This is a genomic window from Acidicapsa ligni (assembly GCF_025685655.1).
Classification (GTDB): Bacteria; Acidobacteriota; Terriglobia; order Terriglobales; family Acidobacteriaceae; genus Acidicapsa; species Acidicapsa ligni.
The window spans coordinates 1,272,409-1,291,555 of sequence record NZ_JAGSYG010000001.1 but is presented as its reverse complement, the minus strand read 5'-3'; the positions used below and the strand labels follow the sequence as shown (position 1 = coordinate 1,291,555).

Genomic DNA, 19,147 nt, shown 5'->3' with positions numbered 1-19,147 from the left:
AATCCCCAGGAGCCTAGACCATGCCTCGCGAAATCCTCTGGACCGACTCCGAAGAGATCGGTATTCAATTGCAGGAGAAGTTTCCGGACACCGATCCGCTGACCGTTCGTTTCACCGATCTGCACAAGATGGTGACTGAGCTTGATGGCTTCGCCGACGATCCGGTGAAGTCCAATGAAAGCCGCCTCGAAGCGATTCAGATGGCGTGGCATGAAGAGTTCACGGACGCTCAAAGTTAATTCGAATACTCCCGCACAGACCTCTCGCTCCATCCAAAGGCCCCTGCAATCAATCGAACTTCGCGCGGCTTGCCAGCCAGCTCATAGACCGTAACGATGTCGAAGCGCGTCTCCGGTCTATCGTCGCCGGGGAGCTGCCGCATATATTGTCCGGCGAGCCTGCGCAGAATCTTTCGTTTGTTCTGATCCACGGCAGCCTGTGCGGGAGCCATGCCGAGCGTCGTTCGTGTCTTCACTTCAATAAAGCAGAGCATATCTTCATGCCAGGCAATCAGGTCCAGATCCCCCGGGGACGGGCCATCGTTCCAGCGCCGGGCGACGATGGTAAAGCCGCTTCGTCTCAGGAAGAAAAAAGCTGCCTCTTCGCCACGCTCGCCTGTTTCGAGATGTGCAGGCTGCTCGGGCATGCGGCCACGACGCTTCGCAAGCCAGTCCAGGCTGGAGACGCAATGCTGCAATGCGCCCGTTTGCAGATTTTTCCATGATTGCATTTTGGGAATGATCATCCCGTTTTCGGAGGGAAAATGCAACTTATTCTTTTGCATGACTAGCTTTGGTGCATCTATTCTCATAGGCTCAGAGCAGACAGTCTGGGCAAGCAGTTTGACTTGCAGGCATTTGGTCAAATGCGGCGTTTACGAGCTCCCTCCCCCGGAGAACAATCGCCCCAACGAGGAAGTTATCTCGTTGGGGCGATTGGTTTTGTCGTAAACAATTCAGAAGCGATGAGAGATGAAGGAGCTATGCCTAGACAGAGGCCAGTTCCAATGTTTCGGCATGTTCCTTTTCGACCTGGGACAGTGCTTCTTCGAGGATGTTCAAGGCAACTGTCGCTTCATCTTCGCTGACGATCAGCGGAGGGCAGAGGCGCAGTGATGTTTCTCCACAACCAAGAACCAGCAGTCCTTTTTCAAAGCACAGCGTCTCGAGCCGGTTGCGGAGAGCTTGTGCGGGCTCGCGTGTCTCCTTGTCCAGAACCAGCTCGATGCCGATCATCAGACCGCGACCGCGGATGTCGCCTACCAGAGGGTGACTTTGCTTCCAACCTGCCAGGCGGTCGAGAATCTTGCCACCAATATACTCTGCATTGGCGATACCCTCGCGCTCCAGGATGTCCATTGTCGCCAGCGCTGAGGCAATCGCAACCGGGTTGCCGCCAAAGGTCGAGGCATGCGAACCCGGCACCCAATCCATGATTTCGGCCCGCGTCATGCAGATGCCGAGCGGCATTCCGGAGGCGATTCCCTTGGCCATGCAGACGATATCCGGTTGAACGCCGGTGTGTTCGATGGCCCACCACTTGCCGGTGCGCCCTGCGCCTGACTGCACTTCGTCCGCCACCAGCAGAATGCCATGCCGGTCGCAGATATCGCGCAGTTCGCGCATGAAGTTATCGGGAGCGACCACGTAGCCGCCCTCGCCCTGGATTGGCTCAACAAAGATTGCCGCAACCTCTTCAGGAGCGAGAATGGTCTTGAATAGCTTCTCTTCGATATAGCGTGCACAGCCCAGGCCGAAGGCTTCTTCTTCCTGCGGTCCGCCGCTACAACCGCGATAGGCATAGGGATAGCGGACATGCGTCACTCCGGGTACGAGTGGAGAAAAGCGCCGCTTTTGCTGGGGCTTTGAACCGGTCAGCGAGAGAGCGCCCATGGTGCGTCCGTGGAAGGCGCCAAAGAAGCTGATCACATGCTGACGCTTGGTGTGGTAGCGGGCGAGCTTGAGCGCGCACTCCACTGCCTCCGCGCCGGAGTTGCCGTAGTAAAAACGATGCGGTCCGGGCATGGGAGCGACTGCCGAGAGGCGATCGGCGAGAACGGCCATCGATTCATAATAAAAATCAGTGCCCGAAATATGGATCAGTTCTGCGGCCTGCGCTTGAATTGCGGCAACCACCTCAGGGTGGCAGTGGCCGGTCGAGTTCACGGCGATACCGGCAGCAAAGTCCAGGAACTCATTTCCGTCCACGTCTTCAATGCGAATTCCACGGCCACGCTTGGCAACCAACGGGTAGGAGCGCGTATAGCTCGGCGAGATCACGCGATCATCGTGGGCGACAGCGGCAACTGCCTTGGGGCCGGGCACTGTCCCATGTAGCTTGGGACCAACCCTGGCGTATAGTTCGGCGTTTGAATGGGAATTTGACATGGCTAACTCTCCTTAAATGAATGACTTCGACGATATGGGAACATCCCACGACCCTCTGCTTCCCGCAGTATCTGGGAAGAGAAATCTCGCAGTCGGATAAAAGTACGATTTGGAAGACGCAAGTCAGGCGACTTGCGGAAGAGGCTAATCCCCAGCGTAGAGACTGGGGCGGGTCCGGCTGGGCAACACACGCAGATGTCGCCGCGGCCCGATCACACGAGCCCGCAGCCTGCTCCAGCGTTTGCTGGTAGGAGCTGCGATACGGTGATGGGATAGCGACCTGTACATGGAGCCCTCAGATGAAGTCCGGTTTGCGTGAGCATACCACGCTAAAAGCTCGATGGGGTAGTGTTTCCCCCTATCTAACCGGCACAAAATCCATCGAAACTGGCTCCAAAAACCGTATCTTCCTCTATAAGCTACGGTTGTCCGGCGAAGATATTTGCGGGGACCAGGGCTGATGGCGGATCGCCTTCCAGAGAAACCTGCCCCTGCTCGAAGAGATGGAGCGCGGCATCGTCTTTCACCATACCGAGTAGACAGACCATGCCTCGATCCAGAATCGCGCAGGCCGTTTCGATGGTGTAAATTGCCTCGGGATGTCCCTTGGAAGCGCCCTTGGCACGCTCGATCCACATATCGTGCTTTCCGAGCTTGTAGGTGTTTTTGATCGAGGTGGTGATGTCGAAGTTGGATTTGATGCCCAGAGACATGCCCTCGCCGACGCCTGGCAACTGATCCTGGGTAAAGCGCGATCCAAAGCACTCAAAAGGCATGCTTAGCGAAAGAATCACGGAGCCGGGGCTACCATGCCGCGCCAGAAAACCAATCTGCGCACAAGCGGCTCCTCGCTTTTCCGGATCGTCAGCCGCATTGGCCTGAGCCTGCGATTGAGCCGCAGGCAGCAGCGGCTTGGTATCGACGAGCTCCCATCCTGAGGGATACCCGTAGGTGAAGCCCATATCGCTCATGTACAGCGTGGTTGCCGCAGCTTCAGCCTGTGACTGAGTGTGAGACTGGGTTGCTGGCTGGGCCTGAGATTGGGCAGGCGGAGCAGCTTGCGGCAATGCGAATGCATTCGCTAGAAGAAGGGCCGTTGTAAGCAAGGGGAAAGCCATAATTCGGCGAGTCTAACACGCCCGAGTTATGGCTTGAGTCTCTGTTATCGAGAGTGTTGCCCCTGTGCTATTTGAGCAACAGTACCGAACAGGCGGAGAGGATTCCCAGTACTCCGAAGACCAGCCCCAGCAGCCAGTACATGCGATTGCGCGTGAGCAGAGTGATGGACGAAACCACGAGCGCAATCTCCAGGAGAGCCTCGCCCAGGTCGAAGCGATCGGCCCGTGCCTCGGCGTGCTCCACTTTGGTCTCCAGACCCTCGGCTTTTTCCTGCTCTTCCTTCAGATCATCAACCCACTTTGCCTGGTGGTCGGAGTAGCCTTTGACGATCTTCTGCTCGGTGGCCTTGTCCGCAACGGTCACAACGGATAGCAGATCCGTGATCAGGGCGGTATTATTCGCGCGAATCTTCTTTGCCTGATACAGATTCCACTGGTCGGTGGCCTTGTTCTGGGTCAGCACGGCTTCGGTATGGGTGCGATGCCCGAGCACTGTGGTGATCGCCACCAGCACAGCCAGGACGCTCATGGTGAATGCTACGGGGCGCATCGCTGCTTCGTTCGCGCCGCCCTCTGCGTGCTCTTTCAGCTCCATTGCTTCATTGGCTTCCATACGGTCTCCGTTCTTTCTCAGAGGTCATCCGGCTTCAGACCTGTGTGTTTTGCGATGCGTGCCACCATTTTGAACTTATTGCATCTCCATCATGAAGAGACCCAGGTGAATTCAATCAGGCTTTTCACTGGGTCGCATGAGCAGAGGTCGATTATCTTATGCCACGGCGAAGCGGGCCTGCTCGGGGGTACTCGGGTACACCTCGATCCGGTCTGAAATTTGTGGCTCAGGCTATCACCGATTGCGGATTTGCTACTTGCGCTTCCAGCGAACCCCGTCCTTCGAGTCCTCGATGATAACGCCCTTGGCTGCCAGTTCGTCGCGAATTTCATCGGAACGCCGGAAATTGCGCTGCTTGCGCGCTACATTTCGCTCGGCGATCAATCCGTCGATCTCCTCATCGGACAAGCCCTGCCGCACCAGCAGCTCAGGCGCGACTTTTTCGAGCAGGCCCTGCTCCTCGGCCCAGTCCAACGCGGCTTTGGTCGGCGCTGCGTCGTGGTCGGCAATCACCGCGAACACGGCGTCGAACTTGTCGAGTACCGCCAGAACGCTGGCGCGATCCCCGGCCCGGATGGAACCGGCATCCGTTGCCAGTCGATCGAGCACCGAGTTTACAGTCCGCACCATGTCGAAAATAGGCGCGCGCGCCTCGGCGGTGTTCAGGTCATTGCCCAGTGCTGCCAGATAATCCGTCTCAGCCTTATGGGCCGCGGCTTGCAGCGCCTCGGTTGTACCCTCGGCGAGATTTGCCTGGTTCAGCCTGGCCACGAAAGTACGCAGGCGATCAATTGCGTTCGTCGCTTCCGTCAGGCCCTCGAAGGTGAAGTTCAACTGGTGACGATAGGGTACGGAGATCAGCGCCAGCCGGATCGCGGAGGCTTTGTAGCCCTTCAACAACAGGTCGCGCAGGGTATAGAAATTGTTCTCCGACTTGGACATTTTGCGTCCATCGACCAGCAGAAAACGCACATGCATCCAGTGCCGGGCGAGGGGCTTGTGGGTCACGGACTCGGACTGCGCAATTTCGTTTTCGTGATGTGGGAACATCAGGTCTTCGCCCCCGGCATGCAGATCGAAGCTCTCGCCGAGATACTTCATCGCCATCGCGGAACACTCCAGATGCCAGCCCGGCCGACCGGTGCCGATGGCGGTCTCCCAACTGGTTTCGCCTGGTTTGGAGGCTTTCCACAGGGCAAAATCCCGGGCGGAATCCTTCTCGTACTCATCCACGTCAACGCGCGCGCCGTCGGTGATGCCTTCGAGATCCTTCTTGCTCAGCTTGCCGTATTCAGGAAAAGCAGCCAGCCGGAAATACCACGATCCATCTTCAGTCTTGTATGCCGCGTCCACTGCCGCAAGCCGCTCTATCAGCGTAACCATCTGTGGAATGTGTTCCGTAGCCTTGGATAATATTTCGGGCCGCTCTACGCGCAGCGAATCCAGATCGTCCAGAAATGCCTGCTCAAACCTGGGGGTGTACTCACCAATCGAGAGCCCGGCAGCCGCTGCGTTGCGGATAATTTTGTCGTCCACGTCGGTAATGTTCATTACGTGGCGGACTTTAATGCCGCGCAGGTGCAGAAACCGGCGGAGCACATCTACCTGTAAAAATGTACGAAAATTTCCGATGTGGCCGTAGTCATAGACCGTCGGCCCGCAGGCGTACATCCGCAGTTCTGCGCCATCTGCCGGGGCCAACTCATCCAGTTGTCCACTCAGGGTATTAAAGAGACGAAAAGTCATTAAAGGGTGTACATCCCTGCGGCTAACGCTCTGTTCTGCTAGCAAAGTCGGCATGATTCGGGCCTCTACGATTGTATCAGCGGGCGGTTACCCCTCCGATTTACAACGACGGCTTTGCCGTCTCCAATGAAACATAATATTCGTCTAATACATATAGACGTTCCTGTCCGGTATTCTCTAGGCATCGTTCCTTAACCCAGAGCGGAATCAAATGAATCTGAAACGAGGCAAGTTTGTGTAGCGCGTCGAACGGCTCTGTCCGCCGTATTTCCAGCCGCATTCAGATCATCTCTCGGATTCGCTCCTGCGGACGGGCTCGATCGTTTGGGCTGGGCTTTAGCCTGCTTGCTTCTCTGTCAATCTGTGGACTGCCGGTTTGCATACTGGCCCAGCAGCCGACTCCAGGCAGGACGGGGAACCTCATTCCCCTAATGGCTGACACAAACCTGCCCGACGCGCCTCAGGCGCAGGCATCGGGGCCGGTGCAACCATCTGCGCCCGCTGCAGGGGAACAGCCCCTGACTGCCAGTGTTCATGCAAGTATTCAGGGCACTGTCGTCGATCGGGATCACGCTGTGTATGAAGGCGTCCGGATCACGCTTACCCAGGTTGGCCCGGCTCTGTCGCCGGAGCGCTCGACGACATCCGACACGAATGGCCATTTCAGCTTTGGAGACGTTTCTCCTGGCCCATTTGAACTCACCGTTTCGTCGAACGGCTTCACTACGCAGAAGGTTTCCATCCTGCTGCATGCCGGTGAAAATTATGCTGCTCCCGAGATTGTGCTGCCAGTCTCGGCAACGATCAGCGAAGTGCGCGTCACCGCATCCCGCGTAGAAGTCGCCGAGGAGCAGCTCAAGGAAGAGGAAAAGCAGCGGGTTTTCGGAGCTATTCCCAATTTCTACGTCATCTACGCTCCCAACGCGCCGCCACTCAACTCCCGGCAAAAATTTCATCTCGCTTGGAGATCGTCGATTGATCCATTCACCTTTCTAGCTACAGCAGGAGTGGCAGGAATCCAGCAGGCCAACGATGATTTTGACGGCTATGGGCAAGGTGCAAAGGGCTACGCGAAGCGCTACGCGGCCAATTACGCCGATGGCTTCATCAGCAATATGATCGGAGGCGCGATTCTGCCATCCCTGCTCAAGCAGGATCCGCGCTACTTCTACAAGGGTACGGGGAGCATTCGCTCGCGCGCGCTCTATGCCATTGCCAACGCGGTCATCTGCAAAGGCGATAACGGGCGCTGGCAGTTCGACTATTCCGGTGTCATCGGTAGCCTGGCGGCAGCGGGGATTTCCAATATTTATTACCCGGCGATCAACCGCAACGGAGCGGGCCTGACCTTTGAAAACACACTGAGCGGCATCGGCTTCAGCGCGGTTGGCAATCTTTTTCAGGAATTCCTGGTGCGCAAACTAACGCCGAAAGTGCCAAATTATGGACTGTCCAAGCCTTAGGTAATCCGGCGGCTATGCCAGGGTCAGCCGCGGATTTGCTTCCAGATCCCATCCTGCGAAATCTCCTGCGAGAAACCTAGGCCAGGCCGCTGCTGCAATCATGGCTGCGTTGTCCGTGGACATGGCCAGCGTGGGAAATGCAACAGGAAGACCGCGCTCCGCTGCCTCGGCTGTGAAGCGCACGCGCAGTTCACGATTGGCTGCGACGCCTCCGGTCACCAGCACGCTGGCTGCGCCGATCGCCTCGGCTGCGGCGAAGGTCTTCTTCAGCAGATTGCCAACGACTGCGTGCTGGAAGCTCGCGATGAGATCCAATGTTTGCTGATCGCATAGCGACCGGGCATCGCGCCATGTAGGCGTCACACCGGAGCCGATCATCTCCATCAGCGTCCGCTGCCGTGCGTCGCAACTGGCGCGGAGTCCGTGGACCTCTACATAGCGCAGGACCGCTGTTTTGATCCCTGAAAATGAAAATAAAAAGTGCCGGTCAAGATCGGCGATAGGAGCGGTCTGCGCGCCCTTGGTTCGCGGCGTTTTCCCTTCGAGATGCGCTTTCACTTTGATCTGCGTGAAGCCGAACGGAACCGCTGTCGGGTTGCCGAACTGGGCCAGGTTGTCGATCCACGGCCCTCCGGGATAACCGAGCCCGAGCAGCTTGGCTACCTTGTCAAACGCTTCGCCTGCTGCATCATCGAGCGTGCGTCCAATCAACGAGTACTGCCACGCGCCGATCTCCGGACCGGCGGCTGGCGGCTTGGCCAGAAAAAGATGCGTATGCCCGCCGGAGACGACCAGCGCCAACGCGGGCATTGGCAAACCATTTTCGTCTGAGTTCAGTGGAATTGGTTCACCTGCGCCGGAAGCGGCATGAAGCCGCTGCCGCTCCTCAAGCAGCACTGCGTGGATATGCCCCTCAAGATGATTCACCGCGATCAGCGGCTTACCCAGCGCAAAGGCGAGTGCCTTGGCGTAGGTTATTCCGACGAGCAATGCACCTGCCAGGCCTGGGCCGCTGGTGACGGCAATCGCGTCCAGATCGGCCAGGCTGTAACCGGACGCAGCCATAGCCGAGCGGGTAATGGGCACGATGTTGCGAAGATGCTCGCGGCTCGCCAGTTCCGGCACAACGCCGCCATAGGGAGCGTGCGTCGCAATCTGCGAAGCCACGATGGACGAGCGCGTCTGCGCTCCACGCTCGACTACCGCCGCTGCCGTCTCATCGCAGGACGACTCAATCCCCAGAATCAAACCACTCCTACTCATTCTTCTAGTGTAGCGACCGCGAACACTCGCTCGCTGTAACCTAAGAAACAGCCGTTATGTTGCCCATCAATCCACAATTCGCTGCTGCACGGGCTATCCTGCGCAAATTGCATGAGGAGGGCCACCAGGCCTATCTTGCCGGAGGCTGCGTTCGCGATCTACTGCTGGGCCGAGAGCCCAAAGACTATGACGCGGCTACGTCGGCTACGCCGGATGTTGTGCTGGATCTCTTTCCGCGCACCTTTTCGGTTGGCGCTCACTTCGGCGTCGTGCTGGTCGCAGATGAAGTTGATGGGCAGTCTGTTGTAACCGAGGTTGCTACCTTCCGGCATGACGGAGCTTACTCCGATGGCCGTCGTCCGGATGCTGTTCGATACACCACCAGCGCGGAAGAGGACGTTCAGCGTCGCGACTTCACCATCAACGGACTGTTGCTTAATCCGGAGAAAGTAGCAGCGAATGCAGACCTGCGCGCTGCTGTTCTGGATTACGTTGGCGGTATTGCCGATCTCGATGCTGGCGTACTCCGCGCCATTGGGCAGCCTGAGCGGCGCTTTGAAGAAGATCATCTGCGCATGTTGCGCGCCGTGCGTTTTGCCGCGCGTTTTAAGTTTGAAATCGATCCACGGACGCAGGCTGCAATTCGTTCGCTGGCGCACAAGGTCGCGGGCGTCAGCCTTGAGCGCGTGCGTGAAGAACTGACGCGCATGTTGACAGAAGGCCACGCCCGCCGCGCTTTTGAACTGCTTGACGCGACAGGCCTGCTCATCCACGTGTTGCCTGAGGCTTCCAGGCTGAAAGGCGTTGCGCAGCCGCCGCAATATCATCCCGAGGGCGATTGTTGGATTCATACGTTGATGCTGCTTGATCAGCTTGAGGCGGGATGCTCGATGACCCTGGCCTGGGGCGCTTTACTGCATGACATCGGCAAGCCTGCGACCTATCAGCCGCCAGCTAACCCGCAGGATCGCATTCGTTTCAACGGACACGTCGAGGTTGGCGTTCGCATAGGTGCAGAGATATGCAGACGCCTGCGCTTCTCCAAGGATGAGACGGCGCAGATCCTCGCTCTCATCCAGAATCACATGCGCTTTGCCGATACGCCTCGCATGAAGGCGTCTACGCTCAAGCGCTTTTTTCGCCTCGAAGACTTTCCCGAACATCTCGCGCTGCATCGCATGGATTGCCTCGCCAGCAGCGGTAATCTCGATCACTATAACTTCGCGAAGGAGCGCTACGAGGCCATTCCTCCTGAGGAAGTGAGCCCCGCTCCGCTGCTTACCGGGCGAGAACTGATCGCCGCAGGCTACCGCCCGGGAACAGCGTTTAAAACCATTTTGCATGCGGTTGAAGAGGCCCAGCTCGAAGGGTCTATCCATACACAGGAAGAGGCAATGACGTTGGTTCGCGCGAATTTTCCGCTCTCTGAAAACGCGGTCAACGCGTGAGTGCTTCCATTCAGAAATACGACGTAATCGTCATCGGCGCAGGAGCAGCGGGCCTGATGTGTGCCTCGGTCGCCGGTCAGCGCGGCCGTCACGTTGCCCTGCTGGATCACGGCGGCCTGCCGGGGCGCAAGATTCTCATCTCCGGCGGAGGGCGCTGCAACTTCACCAACATTCACTGCGAGCCCAACCGCTTTTTGTCCGGCAATCCGCACTTCGCCAAGTCCGCATTGGCGCTCTACACGGCCAGCCACTTCCTCGAACTGGTCCACAAATACAACATTCCCTATCATGAGAAGACTCTGGGCCAGTTGTTTTGCGATCACTCCGCACATGCGATTCTTAACCTGCTGCTGGCGGAGTGCGAACGCGGCAAGGTGGAACACGTTCCGGATGCGCATAGCATTCGCGTTGAAAAGAACAGCAGTGGTTTTCGCATTGCATCTGCCAGGGGCGAGTTCCAATGCGAATCGCTGGTGATCGCAACCGGTGGGCTCTCTATCCCCAAACTGGGTGCGACTGGTTTTGGCTATGAACTCGCGCAACAGTTTGGCATGTCGGTGGTCGCTCCGCGTCCGGCGCTGGTGCCGGTGCTGCTCGGCGGCGTTGAGGCTGAATGGACGCAGCTTGCAGGCGTTTCAACCCTGGTGCGTGTGAGCACGCCATCGGCAAAAACTACTTTTGTTGAAAAGCTGCTCGTTACGCATCGCGGACTGAGCGGTCCGGCCATCCTGCAAATCTCTTCGTACTGGCAGCCGGGGCAGCCTATTCACGTCGATCTTGCGCCGGAGCAGTCCATCCTTACGCCGCTGTTTGGGACGCGTCGCGATGGGGCGATTCTCAGGCAGGCACTGCGCGAACATTTGCCGCAGCGTCTCGCCGAACATCTCGCCAATGTTGCCGCGCCTGCAGGCTGGTCTAACGCTGCGATTGAGGCGGGTGAACGCGCCCTGCACCATTGGCCTTTCAATCCTGTTGGGACTGAGGGTTTTGCCAAGGCTGAAGTGACAACGGGCGGCATCGATACCCGCCATCTACAGGCCAAAACGATGGAAGCCCGGGATATCCCGGGCCTCTTCTTCATCGGTGAAGTTGTGGATGTGACGGGCCACCTTGGAGGCTTCAACTTCCAGTGGGCGTGGTCGTCAGCGGTCGCAGCGGGGCGTGCTGTTTAGCACTTACTGCTGCGGTTGCGGAGCTTGCTGCGGAGCCTGGCCATTTGGCTGCGCTTGTTGGCCCTGTTGACCCGCTGGCGGTTGAGCCGGTGCCGGAGGCGGCGCGCTTGGCCGCGCGGGTGGCGTCAGTTTAAATCCGTCGCGCACAATCGCGAATCCTTCATCGCTCCACTCGGCTTGCAGAAGCTCATTGCGGGGGCTGGAGAAGACTTCGGCTTTCGTGGTGTCAAGCGTCACGGTGAAGTGATGCACAGGAATCTGAACGCCGTCCAGAGTTCCCTGACGGTCGGCGTCCGTAGCAATTCGGAGCGCCGAGATGGAACCGGCCTGCTTGGGGATGATGGCCCAGATGTCGCGGTTGTTTCTGGCGGCTCCGAGATACAGCATGAGTTGCAGCGCGCCTGGATCAAAGTCGGGATACAGCACGGACTGCGGATGGAAGGTCAGCGGCGTGTTGGTCGCCTGGCCGTTGGCATTGATCTTCATCAAAAACTGTGTGCCCTGCTGAATGGTGGTAACCATCGCGGAAGTCCCGTTCACGGACCCCTTTAACTCGGAGGAGCGCAAGTGGTAGCTGCCGTCCAATATCTGCTTATTGGAGAAGTTGTACTTCAGGTCGGGCATGTCGATTTTGACTTCAGACGAGGCATCGAAGCCGCCGGCAGCCTGCTTCAGAGACAGGTTTGCCTTACCGACCGATTTGCCATTCTGGCTGAGAATAAAGCTCTGGGCATGAAGCTGGGCTGCCAACAAGCCCGCAGCCATCAGTCCGGCCGTGACCATCAGCATTGCTCGTCCCACCTGGGTAACTTTTTTATGTACGCACATGTGCTGTAACTCCTATAACTGTGAACCCGGATCGAGAGAAAGGGTTGCGTTTCTGCATTCGGTTTGACGGCAAAATGGGGATGAGCAGTTGAATCATGCCCACCCCCACCAAATTTCTGCCGGATCAGAAAACGGGCTTCTATTCCCTGATCGCTGGTTCCTGCTGCGAACTACTTCTTTGCCGTGGCAAAGCGCTTGTTGGCTTCCGTCCAGTTCACTACATTCCACCAGTTCTCGAGGTACTTGGGACGCAGATTCTGGTACTTGAGGTAGTACGCATGCTCCCAGACGTCGTTGCCGAGGATGGGGTAATGTCCCTGAGACAGAGGGGAATCCTGGTTCGGCGTGCTGGTTACCTTGAGCTTGCCGTCGACGAAGATGAGCCATGCCCAACCGGAACCGAACTGCTTGGCTCCAGCTTCGTTGAAGAGCTTCTTGAGGGTCTCAAAGTCGCCAAAATCGGCCTTGATCTGCTCCGCGATGGCTCCGGTCGGCTCGCCGCCAACGCCCTCGGTACCGACGGGCCCCATGATGCGCCAGAAAAAGGTGTGGTTGGAGTGACCGCCGCCATTGTTGCGAACTGCGCCCTTGATCTCTTCGGGAACTGAAGCCAGATCCTTGATCAGGTCGTCTACAGACTTAGCTGCCAGGTCAGGATGGTTGGCGAGAGCGGCGTTTACGTTGTTGATGTAGGCCTGGTGATGCTTGTCGTGATGAAATTTCATCGTTTCCGCATCGATAAAAGGTTCGAGAGCGGCGTAGTCATAAGGAAGTGGTGCTAGTTCGTAAGCCATGGGTGTCTCTCCTCACTAGAATTGTACTGTCCGGGGTTGTGACTGAGTTGTCTTGTCCGGCACGGTAACCGGGAATTAATGGCACGACTGCCATCTTCCATTCCGTCGCTGCCGGAAAATTCGGCGGTTTTCGCGGATTACGCTTTTGCCATCCGCGCCAAAGATGCTATTCGATAGATGCATCGATGCACCAGAAAGGTACTATCTAGTTCAACGGAACTTCTGGCCGCTTTCGCTCATCTGAAGGATCAGTGAAAGGATCAGTGAAGATTCCGGGCGGTGGATTTAAATGCTGTGAATTTCATCGTTCGTTCGGGCAGCCGTTCCATTCAGCAGGCTACAACAGAAAGACATAGGGGTCTCGTCTTGATACAGGAAGCGTCCCAGGCAACGCCGCAGGAATCTCTTTACCGATGGCTCCATCAGCAGGGTGAGGCATTCGGCTCGCCCGGCATGACGCCCCGCTGGACTTCCAGCGTTAAGGACGCCGTCGGAACCGCTTACTCCGCCTCAAGCCGTGTCTGGTTTACCGTCTCACACGGCATTCTGAATGAGATCTACCATCCGACGATCGATCATCCGCAGACCCGCGACCTGGGCCTGCTGATCACCGACGGGGAGAGCTTCATTCACGAGGAAAAGCGCGATCTGATCCCCAGCTTTGAGTACATCCACCCTGAAGCGCTGGGAGTCCGCTACACCAACAAGGACGTACAGGGCCGCTACCAGTTGGTGAAAGAGATCATCTGCGACCCGCATCATAGCGTGGTGCTGATGCATGTGCGCATAGAGGCCGGTCCCAACGGCAGCGAAGAGTTCCTGGATAAATTGCGCGTCTATGCCCTGCTTGCGCCGCACATGGATGGCGGAGGCGGCGGCAACTCCGCCCGCGCCGTGGATGTTGCCGGGCAAAAGATGTTGCTGGCCTGGAAGGCGCAATGGGCTTTGGCTATGTCCGCCGATTGCGGGTTTTCGCGGGTCAGTTGTGGATTTGCCGGGGCCAGCGATGGCTGGCGCGATCTCATCGAGGACTTCCGCATGGATTGGCAGTTCGGCTCGGCGACCAACGGCAATCTGGCGCTTACCGGCGAACTCGACCTACGCGGCAACCGGGATTTCACAATCGGCATAGGAATCGGCGACAGCTATCACTCTGCTCTTTCCAAGACCGTCGGCGCTCTTTCGGTGCCTTTCGCGCAGAATTCTGCCCGTTTCCTAGAGCAGTGGCAGCGCGCCGCCAGTCCTTATCGGCTTGCCGCCAAATCCGGCGACCGTGGCCTGCTGATGCAGACCAGCCACAACATCCTGCTGGCCCACGAAGACAAGACCTACTCCGGCGCGTTTGTGGCGTCGGCCTCCATTCCCTGGGGACAGTCCAAAGGCGACGATGACCTGGGTGGATACCACCTGGTCTGGACGCGCGATATGGTGCAGACCGCGACGGCCCTGCTGGCCTGTGGCCGTGTCGATACCGCTCGCCGCGCTCTTGTCTACCTGGCCTGTACGCAGCGGCCGGATGGCAGCTTTGCGCAGAACTTCTGGATCGACGGCCGCCCGTATTGGACCGGCGTTCAGCTCGACGAGGTCGCCTTTCCCCTGATTTTGACCTGGCGTCTATGGAAGGCGGGCGGTCTCGGCAGCTGGGACGTTTTCCCGTTTGTCGAACGCGCCGCTGGATTCCTCGTCCGCAATGCACCCATTACCCACCAGGAGCGCTGGGAAGAAAACAGCGGCTATTCGCCGTCCACGCTGGCTGCGGTCATCGGAGGCCTCATCTGCGCTGCGGAGATTGTTCGCAGCCGCCAGTCCGCTGAACTGAGCGAGTTTCTGGAACAGTTTGCCGACTGGATCGAGTCTCACCTGGAGGACTGGACGGTCACAAACGACGGAGTCCTGCTGCCCGAAGTGAAGCGCCACTACATGCGCATCCGTCCGCCGGAGTCAGGCGAGGCGTACATGGAAGAGGGCCCTGGCACGGAGCGAATTCATCTCAACAACCGGCCACCGGGAACCCGATACGACTTTGAGGCCCGCGAGATCATCGACGCCGGCTTCCTAGAACTGGTCCGGTACGGCATCCGTAACGCAGACGATCCGCTGATGGTCGATTCGCTCAAGGTCGTAGACGCGGTACTCAAGCGCGATCTGCCGCAGGGTCCAGGATGGCTGCGATACAACTGGGATGGCTATGGGCAGGGCTCGGACGGTGGTCCTTACCTCTCCTACGGCCAGGGCCGCGTATGGCCGCTGCTTACCGGAGAGCGCGCTCACTACGAGCTGGCTGCAGGCCGGGACATCAGCAGCCTGATCAAGACCTACGAGGGGTACGCAACTGCCGGAAACATGCTTCCGGAGCAGGTTTGGGACGCCGCCGACCGCCTGGAAGTTCACCTCAAATTTGGCGGACCTGCCGGCTCGGCCTGTCCGCTGGTCTGGGCTCATGCGGAGTACCTCAAGCTGCTTCGTTCTGCGACCGACGGCCTGGTTTTCGACCGAATCGAGCCTGTCTACCAGCGCTATGGCCGCTATAAATCGGAGCATGAGCACCCGCGCACATCCTCCAAGGGTGTTGGCCGTCACCACAACATCGAGATCTTCAGCCAGCGCAGGCCTATTCAGGCAATCGACGCACATGACACGCTGCGCGTACTCGACGATCGCCGGTTTTCCCTGGTCTGGTCTGCCGATGGCTGGAAGACGACAAACTCCACGAATAGCCGCGCTTTAGGGTCCTCCGGATTCGCCGCGGATATCACCCCAGTTCAAGGAGAAACCCCTACTGGGCTATCATTAACTTTCTTCTGGCCAGATGAAAGCCGCTGGCTCGGTCATAACTATGAGATTCGAATCGAGGGTTGAAAACAGAGAGTTTCAGGACGCCAGGGACGGTAAACCTGCATCAGACCGGCAGAGGGTTATGCCAACTGAGCCCGATTCGCTGACGCCTTCCTCATCTCGCGCATTACTTCCGCGATTCGCAGTAACCGTACTTTGTTCAAAGGAAAGGAACACCCAAGCTTATGTCACCACTCCCTACTGATCTGGATCAACTGTCGATCGATACCCTGCGCCTGCTGGCTGTCGATGCCGTAGAAAAAGCCAAGAGCGGCCATCCCGGAGCACCTCTCGCCTGCTCGCCGATTACGTATCTGCTTTTTCACAAGCTGATGAAGCACAATCCATCGAACTCCAAGTGGGCTGATCGCGACCGTTTTGTGCTTTCGAATGGCCACGCCTCGGCTCTGATCTACTCGACCCTGTTTCTCGCGGGATACAAGCTTTCGCTGGACGACCTGAAGAGCTTCCGCCAGTGGGGATCGAAGACCCCCGGTCACCCGGAATATCACCACACGGACGGCATTGAAGTGACGACCGGACCGCTGGGTCAGGGTTTTGCGATGTCCGTTGGATTGGCAATTGCCGAGAAGCACCTGGGCGCCCTGTACAACCAGCCCGGCTTTGAGATCGTGAATCACCACACCTACGGAATCATGGGCGATGGCGACATGATGGAAGGTGTTTCGCATGAAGCAGCTTCCCTGGCTGGAACACTGGGCCTGGGCAAGCTGATCTTCTTCTACGACGACAACCTCATCTCCCTCGACGGCCCGACCGAGCTCAGCTTCTCTGAGAATGTCTATGCGCGCTTCGAGGCCTATGGATGGCAGGTTCTGCGCGTTAGCGACGGCAACGATCTGGTCGCGCTTGAAGAAGCCGTCAAGGCCGGTCAGGCTGAACCCAGCAAGCCTACGCTCATCGGCGTACGCACCATCATCGGCTACGGCAGCCCCAAGGCCGGTACCAACAAGGTGCATGGCGAAGCGCTTGGCGCGGAAGCGACTGCGGCCACCAAGAAGTTCTATGGCTTCCCTGAGGATCAGAGCTTCTACCTTCCTGACGAAGCGTTGAAGAACTGGCGCAAAGCGGTAGATAATGGCGCGGAGTTCGAAGCGGAATGGAACAAGCTCTTTGAAGGTTACAAAACAGCTCATCCCGAGCTCGCCGCCGAGTTTGTGCGCACCCAGAAGAACGAGCGCAAGGCTGGCTGGGAAAAGGCCATTCCGAGCTTCCCTGCAGGCAAGCCGCAGGCCACCCGCAATGCCGGTGGAGCAGTCCTGAATGCGCTGGAAAAGACCGTCCCCGAGCTCTTTGGCGGCGCGGCCGATCTGACCGCCTCGACCAAGACCATCTTCAAGGACAGCCCCAGCTTCCACGTCGATCCGACCGGACGCAATGTGTTCTGGGGTGTTCGTGAGTTCGCCATGTCGGCGGCTGTCAACGGCATCGCCGCGCACGGTGGATTGATCCCCTTCGGCTCGACCTTCTTCGTCTTCAGCGATTACTGCAAGCCGGCCCTGCGTTTGGCTTCTCTCATGCAGACGCATTCCCTCTTCATCTATACGCATGACTCGATCGCAGTCGGCGAAGATGGTCCGACCCACGAGCCCATCGAGCACCTGATGGCCCTGCGCGTCGTTCCAGGCTTCACTGACTTCCGCCCTGCGGATGCCAATGAAACCGCTGCCGCCTGGCGTCTGGCGATAGAGCGCAATCATCCGTCGTTCATGGCCCTGTCCCGGCAGGATCTCCCCATTCTCGACCCGAATGTCATCGATGCCTACGCAGGCGTCAGCAAGGGCGGCTACGTTGTCCACGACGTCGAGAAGCCCGAGGTGGTGCTGATCGGCACCGGTGCGGAAGTCTGGCAGGCCATCGACGGCGCCAAGCTGCTTGCTGAGGCAGGCATCGCGGCTCGTGTTGTTTCGCTGCCCAGCTGGAAGATCTTTGAAGAGCAGACCCCTCAGTATCGCGACTCGATTCTGCTGCCTGGCGTACCCAAGGTAGCTATCGAAGCCGGTGCGACTCTCGGCTGGTGGAAGTATCTTGCCGGATCCAAGGGCGCAGTCATCGGTCTGGATCGCTTCGGTGCATCCGCACCGGGAGGTACGGTTCTGAAGGAACTCGGCTTCACCGCTGAAAACGTGGCTGCCCAGGCAAAGTCACTGCTCGGCAAAGCATAGAACGGACTGACCTGAGAGGAAATGCAGTCATGAAACTGGTAATTGGTTCCGATCACGCGGGCTTCCCCCTCAAGGAGGAGGTCCGCGCTTATCTTTCCTTGAAGGGCCATGAAGTGCTGGACGTCGGCGTATATTCCGCCGCGCCATCTGACTATCCCGATGCAGCCGAAGCTGTTGGCGACGCCATTCGTGCCGGAGTCGCCAGCAGAGGCATTCTCATCTGCGGATCGGGCGTCGGTGTATGCATCGCTGCGAACAAAATTCCAGGTATTCGCGCTGGAATGTGCCATGACCACTACTCCGCACACCAGGGCGTCGAACACGACGAAATGAACGTGCTGGTGATGGGTGCGCGTATTATCGGCACAGAGACGGCTTATGACGTCGCCGACACATTTCTCGCCGCTAATTTTGTCTCGACGGAGCCGCGTTTCGTACGTCGTTACAAAAAACTTTTGGCCATCGAAGCCAAATATTCGCGGGCGTTAACAACTTAAGTTAAGCATCGTGAGTCCGGTGTGCTGAGTTGGAACAAGCTGGATAAGTTCAGATGAATTTTGGGTGACACTACCGATTCTGTTTCTTTTGCCACTTATTCTTGTGCAGCGGTCATCTAAATTTTTGAGGTACGTTGCTGATGAGTATTTCTGCGAGCACCCACGCCAATCAATTCGACGTAGTTCTCTTTGACGTGGGCGGGGTTTTCCTTACCAATGGATGGGATCATGTTGAGCGCGCTACCGTGCTCGACCATTTCCAGTTGGATCGCGCGGCCTTTGAAGCGCGTCATGCCAACGCTAACGACGCCTGGGAAAACGACACGCTCTCCGATGAAGCCTACCTTGATGCAACCATCTTTTACGAGCCGCGCAGTTTCACGCGAGATGCATTTATTGCGGAGATGAAGCTCGAATCCAAGCTTCTTCCGGACAATGCTGTCGGAGTCCTTCGCGAAATTGCTGCATCTGGTAAATGGATGGTTGGTTTGCTTAACAATGAGTCGCGGCTGCTGCATGAGTACCGCATGGAGAAGTTCGAGTTGCTGCCGTATCTCAAAGTGCAGCTTAGCTCGTGCTACCTCGGTATGCGCAAACCGGACCCGGCGATCTATCGCCGCGCGATCGATATCGTGGGACGCCCTGCAAAACGCATCCTATTCATCGACGATCGCGCCACTAATACCGAAGCGGCAGCGGCTTCGGGTATGACTGCAATTCAATTTATCGGTGAAGAACAGCTTCGCCATGATCTTAGGAAGTTAGAGATTCTCTAACCAAAAAGCTTTGATAAACAA

At 57.8% G+C, this 19,147-nt stretch carries 16 protein-coding genes; 8 read left to right on the top strand and 8 right to left on the bottom strand.

What is annotated here, in order from left to right:
- The first annotated feature begins 20 nt into the window (after positions 1-20).
- Complete coding sequence (gene iscX, locus OHL19_RS05145; protein ID WP_263356538.1) at positions 21-239, top strand: Fe-S cluster assembly protein IscX; 219 nt, start codon at positions 21-23, stop codon at positions 237-239.
- On the opposite strand, the gene OHL19_RS05140 is transcribed toward iscX, so the two are convergent.
- The 5 genes from OHL19_RS05140 to cysS all read right to left on the bottom strand — a co-directional run bounded on the left by OHL19_RS05140 (position 236) and on the right by cysS (position 5,864).
- Positions 236-745 (bottom strand): YraN family protein, encoded by a 510-nt coding sequence (locus OHL19_RS05140; protein WP_263356537.1) that lies wholly within the window; start codon positions 743-745, stop codon positions 236-238. The two genes, iscX and OHL19_RS05140, sit on opposite strands and share 4 nt — an antisense overlap.
- Positions 746-986: 241 nt before the next feature.
- The gene (locus OHL19_RS05135) at positions 987-2,387 is read right to left on the bottom strand and encodes an acetyl ornithine aminotransferase family protein (RefSeq protein ID WP_263356536.1); all 1,401 of its coding nucleotides are present in this window, start codon (positions 2,385-2,387) and stop codon (positions 987-989) included.
- Between the two features lie 419 nt (positions 2,388-2,806).
- Positions 2,807-3,493 (bottom strand): hypothetical protein, encoded by a 687-nt coding sequence (locus OHL19_RS05130; protein ID WP_263356535.1) that lies wholly within the window; start codon positions 3,491-3,493, stop codon positions 2,807-2,809.
- A 79-nt stretch (positions 3,494-3,572) separates the two neighbouring features.
- Positions 3,573-4,118: a DUF4337 domain-containing protein gene (locus OHL19_RS05125; protein WP_263356534.1), complete on the bottom strand. Its 546-nt coding sequence runs from the start codon at positions 4,116-4,118 to the stop codon at positions 3,573-3,575.
- Between the two features lie 252 nt (positions 4,119-4,370).
- The gene (gene cysS / locus OHL19_RS05120) at positions 4,371-5,864 is read right to left on the bottom strand and encodes a cysteine--tRNA ligase (protein WP_263356533.1); all 1,494 of its coding nucleotides are present in this window, start codon (positions 5,862-5,864) and stop codon (positions 4,371-4,373) included.
- A gap of 431 nt (positions 5,865-6,295) precedes the next feature.
- Between cysS and OHL19_RS05115 the strand changes: the two genes are divergently transcribed.
- Positions 6,296-7,327: a carboxypeptidase-like regulatory domain-containing protein gene (locus OHL19_RS05115; RefSeq protein ID WP_263356532.1), complete on the top strand. Its 1,032-nt coding sequence runs from the start codon at positions 6,296-6,298 to the stop codon at positions 7,325-7,327.
- A 12-nt stretch (positions 7,328-7,339) separates the two neighbouring features.
- Here the strand turns inward: OHL19_RS05115 and tsaD are convergent, their stop codons facing one another.
- A complete protein-coding gene (tsaD, locus tag OHL19_RS05110; protein WP_263356531.1) occupies positions 7,340-8,590 on the bottom strand; it encodes a tRNA (adenosine(37)-N6)-threonylcarbamoyltransferase complex transferase subunit TsaD in 1,251 nt (416 codons plus the stop codon).
- Positions 8,591-8,646: 56 nt separating this feature from the next.
- Between tsaD and OHL19_RS05105 the strand changes: the two genes are divergently transcribed.
- Together OHL19_RS05105 and OHL19_RS05100 are read left to right on the top strand one after the other, a co-directional pair.
- Positions 8,647-10,038 (top strand): CCA tRNA nucleotidyltransferase, encoded by a 1,392-nt coding sequence (locus tag OHL19_RS05105; RefSeq protein ID WP_263356530.1) that lies wholly within the window; start codon positions 8,647-8,649, stop codon positions 10,036-10,038.
- The gene (locus OHL19_RS05100) at positions 10,035-11,210 is read left to right on the top strand and encodes a BaiN/RdsA family NAD(P)/FAD-dependent oxidoreductase (protein ID WP_263356529.1); all 1,176 of its coding nucleotides are present in this window, start codon (positions 10,035-10,037) and stop codon (positions 11,208-11,210) included. The genes OHL19_RS05105 and OHL19_RS05100 overlap by 4 nt, the downstream gene beginning before the upstream one ends.
- A 3-nt stretch (positions 11,211-11,213) precedes the next feature.
- On the opposite strand, the gene OHL19_RS05095 is transcribed toward OHL19_RS05100, so the two are convergent.
- Positions 11,214-12,038, bottom strand: coding sequence for a hypothetical protein (locus OHL19_RS05095; protein ID WP_263356528.1), 825 nt, complete (start codon positions 12,036-12,038; stop codon positions 11,214-11,216).
- A 170-nt stretch (positions 12,039-12,208) separates the two neighbouring features.
- Positions 12,209-12,832, bottom strand: a complete 624-nt coding sequence (locus tag OHL19_RS05090; protein WP_263356527.1) for a superoxide dismutase — start codon at positions 12,830-12,832, stop codon at positions 12,209-12,211.
- A gap of 294 nt (positions 12,833-13,126) precedes the next feature.
- Here OHL19_RS05090 and OHL19_RS05085 point away from each other — a divergent pair, with 294 nt between their 5' ends.
- From OHL19_RS05085 to OHL19_RS05070, 4 genes are all read left to right on the top strand, one after another.
- Positions 13,127-15,691, top strand: coding sequence for a glycoside hydrolase family 15 protein (locus tag OHL19_RS05085; protein WP_317890540.1), 2,565 nt, complete (start codon positions 13,127-13,129; stop codon positions 15,689-15,691).
- Positions 15,692-15,852: 161 nt separating this feature from the next.
- The gene (gene tkt, locus OHL19_RS05080) at positions 15,853-17,853 is read left to right on the top strand and encodes a transketolase (protein WP_263356526.1); all 2,001 of its coding nucleotides are present in this window, start codon (positions 15,853-15,855) and stop codon (positions 17,851-17,853) included.
- Between the two features lie 29 nt (positions 17,854-17,882).
- Entirely contained in the window at positions 17,883-18,350 is a 468-nt protein-coding gene (gene rpiB, locus OHL19_RS05075; RefSeq protein WP_263356525.1) for a ribose 5-phosphate isomerase B, read from the top strand.
- 140 nt (positions 18,351-18,490) lie between these two features.
- Positions 18,491-19,126, top strand: a complete 636-nt coding sequence (locus tag OHL19_RS05070) for an HAD-IA family hydrolase (RefSeq protein WP_263356524.1) — start codon at positions 18,491-18,493, stop codon at positions 19,124-19,126.
- Positions 19,127-19,147 lie beyond the last annotated feature (21 nt).